Raw genomic sequence first — 14,323 nt, forward strand, 5'->3', positions numbered from 1 at the left:
TCGGGGAATCCTCCACTCCACCGTAATACCCCATGTGGTCACCAAAGGGACCATCTGGCAACATTTCCCCTGGAGTAATCGTGCCTTCCAGGACAAACTCCGAATCCGCTGGTACTTCTAAATCTAAGGTTTTACATTTAGCTAGGTTAACCCCAGATCCACCATAGAGTCCAGCAAAGAGCCATTCCGACAGGTCAACCGGTATGGGAGTAGCAGCGGCCAGAATAATCAGGGGGTCAACACCGAGTGCGATCGCTATTTCTAATTTCTTTCCTCTCTCCACCGCCTTGCGCAAATGTCGTGCTCCACCCCTGACCGAGAGCCAATGCACCGTCATCGTAGTCTTAGACTGCAGTTGTAGCCGATAAACCCCCACATTAGGAATACCAGTCTCACAATCCTTGGTAATCACCAATCCTAAGGTAATAATCTTGCCAGCATCACCGGGATAAGGGCGAATCAGGGGTAATGTATTCAAATCCAAATCATTTTCCTGGACCACCACCTGGTGACAAGGAGGGAAAAAGTCTCGCCCTGGTTTAGCTTTCACCACATCAAACAAAATTTTGCCAAAATCCACCGCCTGGGAAATCTTCTTAGGTGGCTTTGGTTGTTGCAGCATCCCCAGCTTCTTGCCCAGAGTTTCCAAATCTTCCGGGGTTGAGCGGTTCATCGCCCAGCAAACCCGTTCTTCTGTTCCCATTAAATTAATCGCAACCGGAAAGGATGACCCTTTTACATTCTCAAACAGCAAGCCAGGTCCACCCGCTTGTAGCATCCGGTTTGATATCTCAGCAATTTCCAAATCTGGGTCAACTAAAGCCTTAATCCGCCGCAATTGTCCCTTCTGTTCTAGCTCTTGGATAAATCCCCTTAGGTCTCTGGCCATGATTACAATTTGTTAAGCTGAGTCACTCTTACTATACCAGTTCTGAATTAGCGGAGGGACTTTCCTGTTGGGTTAAGGGGAATCGGGAATCGGGAATCGGGAATCGGGAATCGGGAATCGGGAGTAGGGGAAAAATTATGTATACCTCATTACGCTGGAAAGCGCTATAATAACAAATTTAACCCAGTCAAAAAACTGAGTGATCGGAAAATATTTCCGTAATCAAGGATTCTGACTCTGGCTTCTGGCTGGAAGCTCCTTCAATCTACCAACACCTGAGTTCTATGGAACTCAAGCTTTTCCACTACCCACTGCTGATCCTTCAGATATAGTGGGTTCATATAGTGTTTGTATTTGAGATGTAAACCTAGGAGGTCTTTTTTTATTGTCAAATCAAACTCCGGATCTCTTTCCCCTCTTGCCTTTTGCCTTTTGCCTTTTGCCTTTTGACTTGTATTCTGCCCAACATTACTTACCAAATCTACCAGAAACCATTCGTGAATGACTCTGCCGCGATCAACGAAATTAGCCTTTACCTCTACCAAGCCATCCTTGAGGTTCAGCAGCAGCAGTCCGAATTACTCAAGGAAAAATACCGAAAAATATCTTGGGATAAGCCCCGTCATCAATCTGCTTTCCTGACCAAGTTCAAATCAGAACTCAGCCAAGAGCAAACTTGGCCCCGACGAATTCTCAAAGTCAGGAAATTACTGCAAGTTCTGTTTATTCCTAGTTATTTCAAATCTCCCAGGTTTAGGGAACTGACCCAAAAACTTCGTCACTCTATCCGACCCAAGCCAGCCAATAATTCCCATAACTTAGCTGTCTCTACTGGTGTCTCTACTAATAATAAAACCCCAACATCAGTTTCCCCTTCGCCAAAGCTAGGCACAGGAATTGCCATCTTACTGCTAGATGCCGAAAATTTACGGCTCAATACTGAAACCGAAAAGTTCCTAGCTCAATTTTGTTCCTACCCGATCCAAATCAAAATTGCTGTTGCCAATTGGCGCGCTATGGGTAAGTATGACACTGAACTGCATACTCGTGGCTATGAGCTAATTCACGTCCCACCAGGAAAGGACAGCGCTGATTTTAAGATGGCTACCGTTGGCGCTTCTATCTTTGTCCATTATCCAACTGCCAAGGAAGTCTTAGTCTGTTCCTCTGATGGGGTCATGACTCATCTTTGCACCACCCTACAAACCCATGGACTAACAGTCTATTTGGTGCGTAAGCAAAACGATAAGATCATTCTTTTAAATAACAAGACTCGTGAAACTCAAGCCCATTCTCTGGTTTCTGTACCAGAAATTCCCACCCTCGAAGAATTTATTAATCAGCTCAAAGACATCCTCAAAGCTGAACAAAAACGCACTTCCAATGCTTGGGTAAACCTGCCTAGACTATCATATCTATTTGAATCAAAGTATCAGCTTACCCTCAATCAAGTTGTGTCCCTGCGCTTGCCTGGAAAACTAACAACCGATATTTTTAGTGATTATCCCAAGGAATTTGTGACTCATCACATACCGGGGACCTCAAATTTTTATATAACTCTATTTGAAAAGCCAATTTCTTTTATTAAAAAGACCTCTTCTTTGAAGACTATTCAGTTAAAGCCTACTGTTAAGCCTGTATCTAAAATTGAATCTAAATCAGATTTAGAAGAGATACTAGTTAAACTCCTCAAGGATTTGAAGACAAACTATAAAGATCCTTATGTTCCCATCGCTCATATAGCTACTGAATTTAAAAAACAATACTCTCAACCCATTACTCAGTTGATGAGAGACTTAAATTTAAAGGGTACATTTCCCAAATTTTTGCAATCCTTGGGAGCGTTTAAACTGAAGAAAGTTGGTAAGGCTTATCAAGTTGCTTTACGGTTAGACGGGTTGAATGCAGTCGTGATTGAACAGTAAAAAACCCAGAGGAGTCGGGAGTCGGGAATCGGGAATCGGGAATCGGGAATCGGGAATCGGTCAAAAATCCGGCATTGCTGAATCTTCGGATCAATATGAATGAGTGGGGTGGGCATCCTGCCTGCCTGGGAATATTGATAACGGGCAAGATGCCCGTTCCACAGCAAGATGCCCGTTCCACAGCAAGATGCCCGTTCCACAGCAAGATGCCCGTTCCACGGCAAGATGCCCGTTCCACAGCAAGATGCCCCGTTTCCCCGATTCGTGACTGGATAAGGTGCAACAGACAGAGAATTCTCACCATCTCCCCATCTCCCCATTTCCCCATCTCCCCATCTCCCCATTTCCCGACCCAAATCTCAAAAACCTACCCCTGTCAGGAGTAATGGGTAAGTCCTGAGACATTGGCAATGTTACAAATTCGTAACTTTAGTGATAAATACTCACGGGATGAGATAATAATGTAAATAAATATTACATTTTGTTAGATAATGATTAGAGTATTTACAGACTTTGACGGTCCGATCATGAATGTCTCGGATCGTTACTATCGGGTTTACCAGTTTTGTCTCAAAGAAATCCAACGCCCTAACCAGCCCATCCTGCCCATGTCCAAGGCGGAGTTTTGGCAGTGCAAGAGGGGGCGTGTTCCGGAGATAATTATTGGTATTCGTTCAGGTCTCGATCCCAGCCAAGCTGAAGCATTTGCTCAGCTGCGCCGTCAAACTGTACACACTCTGCCCTACTTGGTTCATGATCAACCGGTTCCCGGAGCTATAGATGCCCTGGAAAAATTACAAGAAGCAGGTGTAGATTTAGCTGTCATGACCATGCGTCGGGTCCGAGAGCTTGATGAAGCCTTCAGTCGCTTAGACCTCAAGAAATTTTTTCCCCCTAACCGACGGTATTGCCTGAGTAACGACTATGTTAAGACCGGTGACACTAAGGATAAACCTTTGCTAATGGCAAAAGCCCTAAAAAAACTCCCAGCTGCGTCTGATGTCTGGATGATTGGCGATACAGAAGCGGATATAGTGGCTGCCAAAACCCACGGTATTAAAGCAATTGGAGTTTTATCTGGAATACGCGATCGCGCTCAGCTCAATCTCCACGAACCAGATTTTATCGTCAATAATCTCGCTGAAGCTGTAGATTTAGTTCTAGATACAGCAGTGCTACAAGCCGTATAATTTGCGATTTTAGCTAATCCTGCTCTTTGGGAGCCCTACGCCTGACCCTCGGTCAGGGTGGGATTAATTGAAGCGTGAAAGTTCAAGTCATTTTTTATGTCAAAAAAGCTATGGCTATCGTGGTGAGATTGTCTCAAAATTCAGGTAATTGTATCACTAACTAGTTGTCCAGACAAGGGAAATTGGGATCAGGTAACAGCAAGGGTTTGAGCAACTTTAATTTTCTTAACACAGTTAAAAAAAATGGCTCTCTAGCCTGTGGCTATGAAAATTTTTTATAAAATAATAATTTTTATAAAATAATCGCCCTAAAGTCTTGACTTGCAAGCTTTGTGGTTATATTAAAAAGCAGTTTTTATTAAAATTGCTTTTCATGACTATGATGCAGTCGCTCCCCATGAGCGACTGGCGTGGTTTCCACCGGGCAAACCCAGGCAAGGGTAGAGACGTTTAGGAGATATCACATCAAGGGGAAAAGCACCACTACGAGACAAGGAACGTGCTTTTGGAGGCACATCCTGATCCTCAATCCCACATCCCCATGTTCAACGTAAAAAGCAACTAATCAGCCACAGCAATACAAATGTCACCAATGTAGCCAGTTTTTCTAGTGTCAAGTCTAGGGTGGTGAATTGGGTTGCCAGAGAATTCCACAGCAAACTCCCCAATCCCACACCTAAAAACAGACCTGCCAGGGTTAGCAACACCGCACGACCAAATTGTTGTTCTTTCCGATTGAGAAAATAGATCGTGAATCCAAAGCCTATAGCCATCACCAACGGCAAAATGGACTCTGCCGATGAGGTGTAAAGCACAGTAGCACTGCTTAAGATTAAGAACACTGCACTCGGCCAGATCATGTCTTCTCTTGTCGGAGTATCCCACAACCGTTTAAGCCACTCAGGAGAGTTATTAACTGGTGTTTGGGGAAAACTCGGTGGAGCTTGAGAAGCCTTCTCTGGGAAACGAATGCGATCAGGAACTTTAATCTTTCCTTCCTGGCGCATCCTAAGTCGATCCATAATAATGGCATCGTAGGCCGCCTCTACGGTATCTAAAAGCTTTTGGTTACCACGATGCTTTTGCATCAGGCGACCTTTGGCATCCTGAATTTCATCAAAGGACGCTTCTTCCGTAACCCCAAGCTGATCATAGGGATTGTTATCACTCATTCAAGACCTCCGAGACATCCCTTGTTTTCACATCCCTTCTTTTCATTAGTATGACAGCAACTTTAAACTAGTTATGTATATGTTAAGGTTAGGCACGAGAAACTCTCAACCTTACTCTGGGTAACCACTGGTCACAGAGTAGTCTTGGTTGAGGGTGGTGCTAATGCCCCTGGGTGCTAGTGTAGCTTGATCTTTAAACAGCAGTGGCGCAGTGAAGTCAACACAATGCCGGTGCATCTCAGTTTTTTTGCCAAATCACCGGAGAATTCCTGAATAATGTTAGAAACGTTAGTAAATCCATATAGACCCATCAAGGCTATGGGTTTTTTGCTCTTTAGAAGAAGAAAAAAAGACTTTTTGCCGTGGTTCGGGAAGTCTTACTGTGGGGGAATTTTGAAAATAACTGATCTGCCTATGCGATTACCAACTATTGGCATTGCCTAATAATCTGAGGATAATTGTCTACAATGCCCAACAGCACCGTTGGTCTCAAAACACTCTGCGTCTTAAATTTGTGATCCCGTTTTCCGTGGAAAGTTATGACCGCCGCCAAGATTCTTGTCGTAGATGACGATCCGGCAATCCGAAATTTAATTCTACGCTTTTTAAGTCAAAAGAATTTTCAAATGCAGGCTGCTCAAGATGGCAAGACGGCTCTTGCCACATTTGAGCAATTTAATCCAGATTTAGTCATTTTGGATGTGAATTTGCCTGACGCCCTTGGCTACAACCTGTGTCAGCAAATGCAGAGCCGCACTGATGTCTTTGTCCTCTTGCTCACCAGTCGGTCGGATGCTGCTGACAAAAATCAAGGATTTCAACAAGGTGCTGATGACTACATCACCAAGCCCTTTGATTTACAAGAGCTGGAAAATCGAGTTAGAGCAATTTTGAAACGGAAGCGAGCTGTTACTGCTACTGAAGCAGAACGCCTCGTCTTCGAGCATTTAGTCATCGATCCAGGGCGCAGGGAGGTAACTATCAACGAAATACTTATCCCTCTAACTGCTCTGGAATTTGATCTACTCCATTTTCTGGCCTGTCATCCAGGTCGAGTATTGCGCCGTTCTGAGTTAATCCAGGAAGTCTGGGAGTACGATTATGTGGGAGATCAGCGCGTAGTTGATGTCCATATCGGTCAAATTCGCCGAAAAATTGAGGTGAATTCCAGTGACCCTTCCTTAATTCAGACAGTGCGAGGTGTTGGCTACAAGTTTGAGGCACCTTCTACTAAGAAGAATGAGAAAAATGGTAAATCTAGTAGCTAACTCATAGTTGACACTCCACGATTACTCAAAGCCCTTGCTCGTGGAGCGTCAATGGTTGCCAAAGCAATCGACTACTGAACTATTGGATTAGAGTTCAAGAGTAATCTAGTACAGCACGGCGGAAATAAAGATACGATTCAAAAATAGCAACACGCTTATGTAATAAGCATGCAAGAATTGTTATTACCATAATTTTTAATGCCCCGGAGCAGTACTAGTCATCATCCCTGCTTTGGTCTAGCCTCTTGCTGAAGTGGCTCAACCTCCCTGGGATTAGCTTTGTTGAGAGGACGTCGTAGCATGATTGTTTGATTCTGCTGTAGCAACTTCTGCTGTAGCAACTTCTGCTGTAGCAACTTCTGCTGTAGCAACTTCTTTGGGGGCAATTTTCTCAGATTCACTTGGGGTAGGGGTGTTCAGCCCTTGCTCTATCTGTTGTGCCTCTAGCTTAAACTGATTTTCAAACTCCTTGGAGGCATCTTGAAAGCCTCTAATGGCTTTACCCAGACTACGACCAATTTCTGGCAACTTCTTAGGGCCAAATACTAATAGGGCAATGACCATAATCAACGCCATTTCCGGTAAACCCATACCAAAAACGTTCATTATATAACCTCCTGGGATTTGTCAAGTGCTGGTTTGCTGTTAGCTGGTTTGCTGTTACTAGTTTGCTGTTATTAGTATTCCACATTTGACCCAAATTGACCGCTGTTTAGTTGAACGCTCGCCAGTTGAACGCTCGCCAGTTGGACCCTTGCCAGTTGGATCCTTGCCAGGGAGTCATCCCACTGACTTGAGAGCCTATCCATTGTTGTCAAGAGGATAAAAAAACCCGGACAAGCCGGGAGGGAGCTGAAATTTTAGTGATTAGCATTTGAGGCAGGGAGTAGACTACTGCCCTAGGCTTGTCCAATCAACATTGAAACCTTGAATGAGGATTGATTTGTTGTAAATCTGCAAAATAATCAGCAAAAAGACGAAAAATAGTCCCATAAAGACTCCCATTACAGGGGTAGTGCCCCAACCTGGGGCAACTTTGCCATATTCGGAGTTAAGGGGTTTGAGAATATCTCCTAGCCGAGTTCTTTGTGCCATGGGTAAATTGAGATTTATGTTAATTGAGATTTATGTTATTGACATCTCCCCCGTGGGAGGGATTGCTCGCACGGGGGACTCTACAAGGTGGCGAAGTTGCAGCTTGAAACCGTGCCACTTCGCTTCAAGTCAGATAGGATCTACTTAGAAATTTAAACAGAATCCTACCACCGGTGCGGGAGTGTCAAAGCTCCCCTACCTTCTTAAGATTAAAGACACGTAGGGTCAACACCCGTTCTCCATAGGAGACACGGGGCGCGTTGACTTAGCGTCTGAACCCCTCCTTAGAAATAAGAGGCGCTTCCCGACGAGCAGATGTTTGATATTAGCTTACACTAAGGACGCACTAAACCAAAGACATTTATACTCGACAAGTCGCTTGAATTCAATCAATCCAGACTCGGAAATTGTTTGAGAGAGTTTGCGGCAGTGGCACATCCAATAGATATGATTAACTGCCAGGACTATCAAAGCGTGGTTTTTGCCTAAGTACCTGGTGAGGTAAAGGTCGTGAAAATTTTCCGGATGTTGGGCTACATACCCAGTGATGACGCGCCAACTCACCTTTTCCCAAGAAAATTAACACACTCTTAACACAGTACCTGATATTTTTCAAGCCTGCCGTTCACAACAACTAATCTTTTTTAAGATTAGTTGTTTACAAACTTAGACAGTAGTTTTTGTCAACTACTGTCTAAGTTTGTATAGTAGTTAGAGTTTTGGAAGCGATGCAGCGCGGTCTTGGGAAGGCAGCGCGGTCTTGGGGGTTCCCCCGGAGACGAAACCTTAGACAGTTGAGCCTTTATGGTTGGTCGGCTATGCACAAAAGGGGTAAAACTTATTGATTAAGGCTCAACTGTCTTACGGTAACTTCAAACCATGAGCGACTGCCGTGGTTTCCCCCACTCGCGCTTTGCATCAAGACAAAATGTATCTTAACAGTATTAAAATTCTGTGGTATTCTTAAAAAAAATCAATAAACTTAAAATTTGTTAACACAACATCAAAAAAGGCTACAATTGACTGTAGATCTACTTCTGACAATAGATCCCGTTTAGCTTGCCTTTGACTTGATCGTCCAAGCACAGCTGGGGGTATCCCCTGCAATACTCTCGATCTAGAGATAACTAAATGTATAGGTTTGTCTAGATTTCAGAGAGTCAAAAAGAAAACAGACTCATATAGCGATGCAGTGCCCTCAGGGGGAGGCAGCGCGGTTATGGCGGTTTACCCCATGAGCGACTGTCGCTCCACGGCGCTTTCAGCGATGCAGGTGACCCACGCAGATCCATGCGCCAGGAGCAACTGCAGTGGTTTAACCCAAAAGCGACTGCATCAACACACACACTTATATTTGATTTGAGCCATGGAACCCGCAATAGTCCTTAGCATTGTTATTCTTGTTTTTGTGATCGGTATTACTGGTATATCGATTTATACCGCTTTCGGACCCCCTTCAGCGGAATTAGTCGATCAGTTTGAAGAACATGAAGACTAATATCATCGTGTTCCATTCCAACGGGGATAGTTACCAAAAAAATTGGGTAACTATCCCCGTTCTTCTAGGACGGACTCAGACTCTAGAAAATTGGTAGCCAGAACAAAGTGTCCAGCCCTTCTATGAGCTAGGGCTGGACACTTCTTGATTCAAGGCAGCTTAACCTTGAATCAAGAAGAGGTTGCCATCAGGAACTTGATCTTTTCATGGTTGTCCAGGCTGATTGTAGTAAGGGCGTGGCACAAATTCTATCAAGCGTGAGGCGATGATAGCGCCATTGTTTGTTCCAATCTTCTGCTGCTGCCATGGCATCAGGAGCACAGGCTTGCGTTTCGCTGTTCTAAGTGCTTGAGCTGATGCATGAGCTTTCTTATCATGCTGTTGAATTTTTTGTTCGAGGTGCAACAGGTCAGTTTCTTTTAAAGATGCTATTGGTTTCATAGTTCAAAAATACCATAGCTCTCCCCTCCAACCTGCGGAATGTAGGAACTATAAGTTAACCGCTACCCTTAGGCAACAGACAAAGCAGTCTCTTAAGCATTGAAGGTAGATTAAAACTTGATCGTTAAACTGTTGTCGTGTTCATTGAGTTCGGAGCCTTGAGGAGCCGGAATTTGCACGGTAAATGTAGTCCATCTCTGAGAGCTTTCTACCTGAATGATGCCATCGAGCTGTTTGACTAGCTCCTTGACCAAAGCTAGACCTAATCCTGTACCACCTCGCTTCCAAGGATCAGCATTAGGAATGCGATAGAACTTATCGAAGATGTGGGGTAATTCTGTATCAGCAATTTCAGCTTGATTGCTGATTTTAAATATTACATTGGGTACGGAATCTGATGCGATCAGATCCGGATTGTTTTGGTAAAAAAACTCAAGAATAATCTGCCTGTTGGCTGGAGTATATTTACAAGCATTGTTGAACAGTTCTGTTACAATTCGCCCGAAGCTGGTCTTGTCAATCAAAACCGATGGCAAATTATCTGACAAAGTCAACTTGAGAATTTGCTGTTGTGCCTGGATACGGGAGCAAAAGGAATCAATGATTCGGTGTAACCAGATTTTCAAGTCTACTAATGTTCGCGAAACCTGATAAGAGGCGGTTTCTAAACGCTGCAAGTCAAGTAAATCGTTGATTAGTTCAATTTCTCTGTAACACTCAGATTCTAAAATCTCTGTATAGCGCTCTCGTCGTTGACTCTCCGGAGCAATTTTGAGCATCTGTATTGCCATTTTCATATTGGATAGAGGTGTGCGCAGTTCATGAGAAACGGTACTTAAGAAATCATCTTTGAGGATGTTTAGTCTCTGTAGTTCCTGGATTCTCTCTCGTAGTTGTTGGGTACGCTCGAGTACTTGCCGTTCTAAGTCGGTGTTAAGGTTAGCCAGCCGCTGATAAAGCTGACCTTGCTGAATTGCGATCGCAAGTTGCTCAGCCATCGACTGCACCAAAGTCACTGCGCCATCAGACCATTGGTAATCACGATCAATCTTGATCAGGCACAATTTTCCCCAGAGGCGGTTTTGAAACCTTAGTGGTACAAGTAACCCATGGCAATTATCCTGAAGGTTTAAGTTGCAGCTATTGTTAGTACGCACCACTTCGAGATTTTTGATCTTGCGACTAATCTGATTTTCTACATCCGGAGTTTCAGCTCCCATTGGGCTTCTCAAGTTAGGGTGTTCAGTACATTGAGATACGGTTAACCAAACCTGCTGCTGTGGCAGATATTCTTGAATTTCTACTAGGTCAACCTCCAACAGCTGACTAATTCCTTGAGTGGCTGTGGTAAAAATCTGCTCTAAATCAAGAGAGCTACGAATCTTTTGAGTAAACTGATTGAGCGTTGCTTCCCGTTGAGCTTTGAGTTGGTTTTCCTGATAAATTTGAGCCTGCTGAATCGCAATTCCTACATGGTCTGCTACTGATTTCCACAAATTTCTTTCCCAAAACTGCCACTGTCGTGGTCTACTACACTGATGGGCAACCAGTAGTCCCCACAGAGGTGAGTCTAATGGTTGGTTTTGGTCTAGTTGAGGGTGACAGATGATCGGAACTACCAAGTTAGCAACGACTTGAAACTGAGCTAGGCAATTAACTTCATAGGAGGACAAGCCCCCAGAATCAGAATAGATATCTTCAATCGCTTGGATCGGACCATACCGGTACTGATTAGCATGGGTTTCCCAGAACTGAGGATTATACATTTCCCTACCTGTAATCGGCTGCCAGGGTGATTCTACAGACTCTACTGTGAATCTACCTCTCCAATCCGACTCGAAGCGATAAACCGCTACCCGATCTGCTTGTAACAATCGACGAACTTCATTAACTGTGGTATTTAGAATTGTCTCCACATCTAAAGATTTACGAATGCGGGCTGCAAAGTTTTCCCGAAGGGAATCACCCATTGCCTCCCTCAGCTGATCTTGAGCCACCTGGTTAGACAGTGCGATCGCGTAGCGTGACCTACGGTCAATCTGTGCCTGTTTTCCCTTTTTAGAATCAACGACAGTTGCTACAAAACCAATCTGTTTCCCTACCTGATCTTGTAGGACACTAATGGTAAAATCGCTAGCCAATCGGCTACCGTCTTGGCGTTGAATAAGCAACTCACCCTGCCAAACCTCTAACTGGGACAATTGAGCAAAAATTTCTTTGATGGGAGCATGACTTCTAGGGGGAAACATGATCTCGGATAGCTGCAACCCAATAACATCTTGGGCTTGCCATTGATATAGCTTGCAGGCATAACTATTCCAATGGATAATTTTTCCGTCCATATCTATGGCAATAATCCCACTAGGTAAGTTATCTAATAAACAAGCCTGAAAGTGAATTTGCTCTTGTGCCTTTTGGTATTTGGTTTCCTGAGCTAATAAAATTTCTTGAAGCTGCTCAAAGGCTGCTTCATCGACGGTAAGCTCACGTAGAATCTGGAACTGCTCTAATCTCATCATTGATGTCTCAAAATCGAAGGATCAGCTCTCAATTCAACAGTTACCATCAGTAACTGTGGCAGAAGTGACTTGGGTTGTTGTATTTATCACATCAGCCTCTTTTCTATTCTTACCTGTACTCAGATGCCAAAAGTTGAATTGATTTGCCATAGCTAGTTGACTAAAAAACTTCCATAGATACAGCCATAGCATTCCCAAAACTATGACTCAGAGCGACAATTGTGTATAAAGATTGATCTAGCAAGCAGGTCAGAGGGATTTAAGCAGTTAGCATAAGCGCTACGCGCACCCGTGCGCGTTCAGCATATGCGCGTAGCGCTTATGCTGATAGCTAAATGCTTACAGCGATGCAGCGCGGTCTTGGGAAGGCAGCGCGGTCTTGGGGAGGCAGCGCGGTCTTGGGGGTTTCCCCCATGAGCGACTGCCGTGGTCTCCCCCATGAGCGACTGCCGTGGTTCCCCCCACTCGCTATTGCATCAAGACAGAGCGATTACTTGACCAGACAGTTGGGTAGATTCTCAACGGATCACAACCGATGCTAATACTCCTCTGAGGTTAATTGTCAACCAAACCCCAATAAACTATGATTCCCCCTAATTTAGAACAACTTTCTGCTCAGCTGGAAAGTCCTAACATGCGCGATCGCTTGATGGCTCTGGCATCACTACGGGCTGTTCAAGCCAGTGATGCCGTGCCCCTAATTAAAAAGGTACTTGATGATCCCAATTTACCAGTTCGCTCTATGGCTATATTCGCCCTGGGAGTGAAGCCTACGGAAGAATGCTACCCAATTTTGGTCAAATTCATGGCAACTGACCCAGATTACGGAATTCGTGCTGCTGCTGCTGGGGCTTTGGGATATCTAGGTGACCCCAAAGCCTTTGAACCTCTAGTTAGGGCGTTCTACGAAGATACTGAATGGTTGGTACGTTTTAGTGCTGCTGTGTCCCTAGGTAATCTCCAAGATCCCCGTGCTCGTGATGTGCTGACCAAGGCGTTAGATAGTCAGGAAGTACTAGTCCAACAAGCTGCTATTGCTGCTTTAGGGGAAATTAAAGCTACAGAAGCTATAGACGATATTCTACGCTTTGCCCAGTCAGAGGATTGGATAGTGCGTCAACGTTTAGCAGAAGCCCTCGGTCAACTTGGTCAGGACAAAAGTATCTCGGCATTAAACTATTTGGCAAAAGACAGCCATCCTCAAGTATCTGAGGCCGCTCAAAGGGCTCTATTGGGTTTGTCTGAAGCCTCAAGCTAGCTTAGCATCCTGGTAATTAGGCTAACCATAGCACGATAGAATCAAGAATGAACCACTTGATTGAAATTACCAACATCACTGATCTACCACAAATTTCTAAAATCTTAGCCAATGGATATTAAAGAGTTTTTTGAGCAGAGTGCTGGCAGATGGTTTTCTCAACGTACTAGTAATCATATTACTTCTCAACCCATTAAAAATGGTAAGTCCAACATCACTATGGAAATGCTATCTGGTGATGCCCCAGAGGTCATCAAACTCTGTGACAAATACCAAATAGAGCCTGGTATAGCTATATTTGGTGTAAAAGTGATTTGGGACGGTACAGTAGTAGGAGAGCAGAAAAAACAAACTGGTTCCACTGTTGTTGTACCTGTTCCCAACCCAGAAAATCCCAACATTGGCAAGCTATTGCGAACTAATGGTGATGTTGAAGAAACTTCCTCAAAATGTCGTTACAGTATCGGCCAGGATGATGTTTTAACAATGATTACAGAGGGGAAAACTCTATATGCTGAAGAACGTTTTTGGTTTGCTAGCCCTAACTTTCGCTTACGCACTAACGTTCTCCAGCAGGGGGGGCAATTAACCATGGCTTCTCTGGCCACAGAAATTCGTCTTGGTGTTAAGTGATTGGTAAGGGGTCAGTCAGTTATCAGCTATCAGCTATCAGCTATCAGCTATCAGCTATCAGCTATCAGCTATCAGCTATCAGCTATCAGCTAATGCGCTACGCGCACGCGTGCGCGTTCAGCTTTTGAATAAGCGATGCAGCGCGGTCTTGGGGAGCCAGTGCCGCCAAAGGGGGTTCCCCCCATGAGCAACTGGCGTGGTTTCCCCCACTCGCGCTTTGCATCAAGACAACAGGTAAGCATTGGTTTAATCTATGTTACGTCAGCTGACCACTGACCACTGACGGCTGACGGCTGAACGCGCACGCGTGATCTAAAAGCTCACGGCTGACGGCTGAATGCTTATAGTCTCAATTATTAGTATTTATGTTATTTACTACAAAAGGCTTATCGATAGGTTTTGGTTCTTTACTGTAAGCACTTTCCAGGACTTTGT

The 14,323-nt window shown here is 44.3% G+C and carries 17 protein-coding genes; 8 read left to right on the forward strand and 9 right to left on the reverse strand.

The window, feature by feature from the left end; all coding sequences use genetic code 11:
• Positions 1-889: UbiD family decarboxylase (locus tag F6K52_RS19715; RefSeq protein ID WP_293081294.1), on the reverse strand; the 889-nt coding region annotated here is incomplete at its 3' end.
• 497 nt (positions 890-1,386) lie between these two features.
• On the opposite strand from F6K52_RS19715, the gene F6K52_RS19720 reads away from it, so the two are divergent.
• Complete coding sequence (locus F6K52_RS19720; protein WP_293081297.1) at positions 1,387-2,814, forward strand: NYN domain-containing protein; 1,428 nt, start codon at positions 1,387-1,389, stop codon at positions 2,812-2,814.
• Here the strand turns inward: F6K52_RS19720 and F6K52_RS19725 are convergent.
• The gene (locus F6K52_RS19725) at positions 2,763-3,158 is read right to left on the reverse strand and encodes a hypothetical protein (RefSeq protein WP_293081300.1); all 396 of its coding nucleotides are present in this window, start codon (positions 3,156-3,158) and stop codon (positions 2,763-2,765) included. The genes F6K52_RS19720 and F6K52_RS19725 overlap by 52 nt on opposite strands.
• 147 nt (positions 3,159-3,305) lie before the next feature.
• Here F6K52_RS19725 and F6K52_RS19730 point away from each other — a divergent pair, with 147 nt between their 5' ends.
• Entirely contained in the window at positions 3,306-4,004 is a 699-nt protein-coding gene (locus tag F6K52_RS19730; protein ID WP_293081303.1) for an HAD family hydrolase, read from the forward strand.
• A gap of 377 nt (positions 4,005-4,381) precedes the next feature.
• On the opposite strand, the gene F6K52_RS19735 is transcribed toward F6K52_RS19730, so the two are convergent.
• Both F6K52_RS19735 and F6K52_RS19740 read right to left on the reverse strand, forming a co-directional pair.
• Positions 4,382-4,519, reverse strand: a complete 138-nt coding sequence (locus tag F6K52_RS19735) for a hypothetical protein (protein WP_293081307.1) — start codon at positions 4,517-4,519, stop codon at positions 4,382-4,384.
• A 30-nt stretch (positions 4,520-4,549) separates the two neighbouring features.
• Positions 4,550-5,176 (reverse strand): CPP1-like family protein, encoded by a 627-nt coding sequence (locus F6K52_RS19740; RefSeq protein ID WP_293081310.1) that lies wholly within the window; start codon positions 5,174-5,176, stop codon positions 4,550-4,552.
• 539 nt (positions 5,177-5,715) lie between these two features.
• Here F6K52_RS19740 and F6K52_RS19745 point away from each other — a divergent pair.
• Entirely contained in the window at positions 5,716-6,444 is a 729-nt protein-coding gene (locus F6K52_RS19745; protein ID WP_293081313.1) for a response regulator transcription factor, read from the forward strand.
• Between the two features lie 273 nt (positions 6,445-6,717).
• Here the strand turns inward: F6K52_RS19745 and F6K52_RS19750 are convergent, their stop codons facing one another.
• From F6K52_RS19750 to F6K52_RS19760, 3 genes are all read right to left on the reverse strand, one after another.
• The gene (locus tag F6K52_RS19750; RefSeq protein WP_293081315.1) at positions 6,718-7,050 is read right to left on the reverse strand and encodes a TatA/E family twin arginine-targeting protein translocase; all 333 of its coding nucleotides are present in this window, start codon (positions 7,048-7,050) and stop codon (positions 6,718-6,720) included.
• Positions 7,051-7,335: 285 nt separating this feature from the next.
• The gene (gene psbH / locus F6K52_RS19755) at positions 7,336-7,539 is read right to left on the reverse strand and encodes a photosystem II reaction center protein PsbH (RefSeq protein ID WP_008178875.1); all 204 of its coding nucleotides are present in this window, start codon (positions 7,537-7,539) and stop codon (positions 7,336-7,338) included.
• A 330-nt stretch (positions 7,540-7,869) separates the two neighbouring features.
• Complete coding sequence (locus F6K52_RS19760; RefSeq protein ID WP_293081321.1) at positions 7,870-8,103, reverse strand: hypothetical protein; 234 nt, start codon at positions 8,101-8,103, stop codon at positions 7,870-7,872.
• An 802-nt stretch (positions 8,104-8,905) separates the two neighbouring features.
• On the opposite strand from F6K52_RS19760, the gene psbN reads away from it, so the two are divergent.
• Positions 8,906-9,037, forward strand: a complete 132-nt coding sequence (gene psbN, locus F6K52_RS19765) for a photosystem II reaction center protein PsbN (protein WP_008180512.1) — start codon at positions 8,906-8,908, stop codon at positions 9,035-9,037.
• A 204-nt stretch (positions 9,038-9,241) separates the two neighbouring features.
• Here the strand turns inward: psbN and F6K52_RS19770 are convergent, their stop codons facing one another.
• Together F6K52_RS19770 and F6K52_RS19775 are read right to left on the reverse strand one after the other, a co-directional pair.
• Positions 9,242-9,478: a hypothetical protein gene (locus tag F6K52_RS19770; RefSeq protein WP_293081324.1), complete on the reverse strand. Its 237-nt coding sequence runs from the start codon at positions 9,476-9,478 to the stop codon at positions 9,242-9,244.
• A 110-nt stretch (positions 9,479-9,588) separates the two neighbouring features.
• Entirely contained in the window at positions 9,589-11,997 is a 2,409-nt protein-coding gene (locus tag F6K52_RS19775; protein WP_293081326.1) for a GAF domain-containing protein, read from the reverse strand.
• 347 nt (positions 11,998-12,344) lie between these two features.
• On the opposite strand from F6K52_RS19775, the gene F6K52_RS19780 reads away from it, so the two are divergent.
• The 4 genes from F6K52_RS19780 to F6K52_RS19795 all read left to right on the forward strand — a co-directional run bounded on the left by F6K52_RS19780 (position 12,345) and on the right by F6K52_RS19795 (position 14,164).
• On the forward strand, positions 12,345-12,539 hold the full coding sequence (locus F6K52_RS19780; RefSeq protein WP_293081330.1) for a hypothetical protein: 195 nt from the start codon (positions 12,345-12,347) through the stop codon (positions 12,537-12,539).
• A gap of 41 nt (positions 12,540-12,580) precedes the next feature.
• Positions 12,581-13,255 (forward strand): HEAT repeat domain-containing protein, encoded by a 675-nt coding sequence (locus F6K52_RS19785; protein ID WP_293081333.1) that lies wholly within the window; start codon positions 12,581-12,583, stop codon positions 13,253-13,255.
• Between the two features lie 111 nt (positions 13,256-13,366).
• Positions 13,367-13,888 carry a phycobiliprotein lyase gene (locus F6K52_RS19790; RefSeq protein ID WP_293081336.1) on the forward strand — a complete coding sequence of 174 codons (522 nt, stop codon included), beginning with the start codon at positions 13,367-13,369 and terminating at the stop codon, positions 13,886-13,888.
• A 135-nt stretch (positions 13,889-14,023) separates the two neighbouring features.
• Complete coding sequence (locus F6K52_RS19795; RefSeq protein ID WP_293081338.1) at positions 14,024-14,164, forward strand: hypothetical protein; 141 nt, start codon at positions 14,024-14,026, stop codon at positions 14,162-14,164.
• Positions 14,165-14,323: the final 159 nt, after the last annotated feature.

It is taken from the genome of Moorena sp. SIO3H5, assembly GCF_010692395.1.
Taxonomy (GTDB): Bacteria; Cyanobacteriota; Cyanobacteriia; order Cyanobacteriales; family Coleofasciculaceae; genus Moorena.

What these genes read in the sequence shown, in the direction of transcription:
- F6K52_RS19785 (WP_293081333.1), top strand. Translation starts at nt 12,581, where the DNA reads ATGATTCCCCCTAATTTAGAACAACTTTCTGCTCAGCTGGAAAGTCCT.
- F6K52_RS19795 (WP_293081338.1), top strand. Translation starts at nt 14,024, where the DNA reads ATGCAGCGCGGTCTTGGGGAGCCAGTGCCGCCAAAGGGGGTTCCCCCC.
- F6K52_RS19740 (WP_293081310.1), bottom strand. Translation starts at nt 5,176, where the DNA reads ATGAGTGATAACAATCCCTATGATCAGCTTGGGGTTACGGAAGAAGCG.
- F6K52_RS19790 (WP_293081336.1), top strand. Translation starts at nt 13,367, where the DNA reads ATGGATATTAAAGAGTTTTTTGAGCAGAGTGCTGGCAGATGGTTTTCT.
- F6K52_RS19750 (WP_293081315.1), bottom strand. Translation starts at nt 7,050, where the DNA reads ATGAACGTTTTTGGTATGGGTTTACCGGAAATGGCGTTGATTATGGTC.
- F6K52_RS19745 (WP_293081313.1), top strand. Translation starts at nt 5,716, where the DNA reads ATGACCGCCGCCAAGATTCTTGTCGTAGATGACGATCCGGCAATCCGA.
- psbH (WP_008178875.1), bottom strand. Translation starts at nt 7,539, where the DNA reads ATGGCACAAAGAACTCGGCTAGGAGATATTCTCAAACCCCTTAACTCC.
- F6K52_RS19725 (WP_293081300.1), bottom strand. Translation starts at nt 3,158, where the DNA reads ATGGGGAGATGGGGAGATGGGGAAATGGGGAGATGGGGAGATGGTGAG.
- F6K52_RS19730 (WP_293081303.1), top strand. Translation starts at nt 3,306, where the DNA reads ATGATTAGAGTATTTACAGACTTTGACGGTCCGATCATGAATGTCTCG.
- psbN (WP_008180512.1), top strand. Translation starts at nt 8,906, where the DNA reads ATGGAACCCGCAATAGTCCTTAGCATTGTTATTCTTGTTTTTGTGATC.
- F6K52_RS19775 (WP_293081326.1), bottom strand. Translation starts at nt 11,997, where the DNA reads ATGATGAGATTAGAGCAGTTCCAGATTCTACGTGAGCTTACCGTCGAT.
- F6K52_RS19770 (WP_293081324.1), bottom strand. Translation starts at nt 9,478, where the DNA reads ATGAAACCAATAGCATCTTTAAAAGAAACTGACCTGTTGCACCTCGAA.
- F6K52_RS19780 (WP_293081330.1), top strand. Translation starts at nt 12,345, where the DNA reads ATGCAGCGCGGTCTTGGGAAGGCAGCGCGGTCTTGGGGAGGCAGCGCG.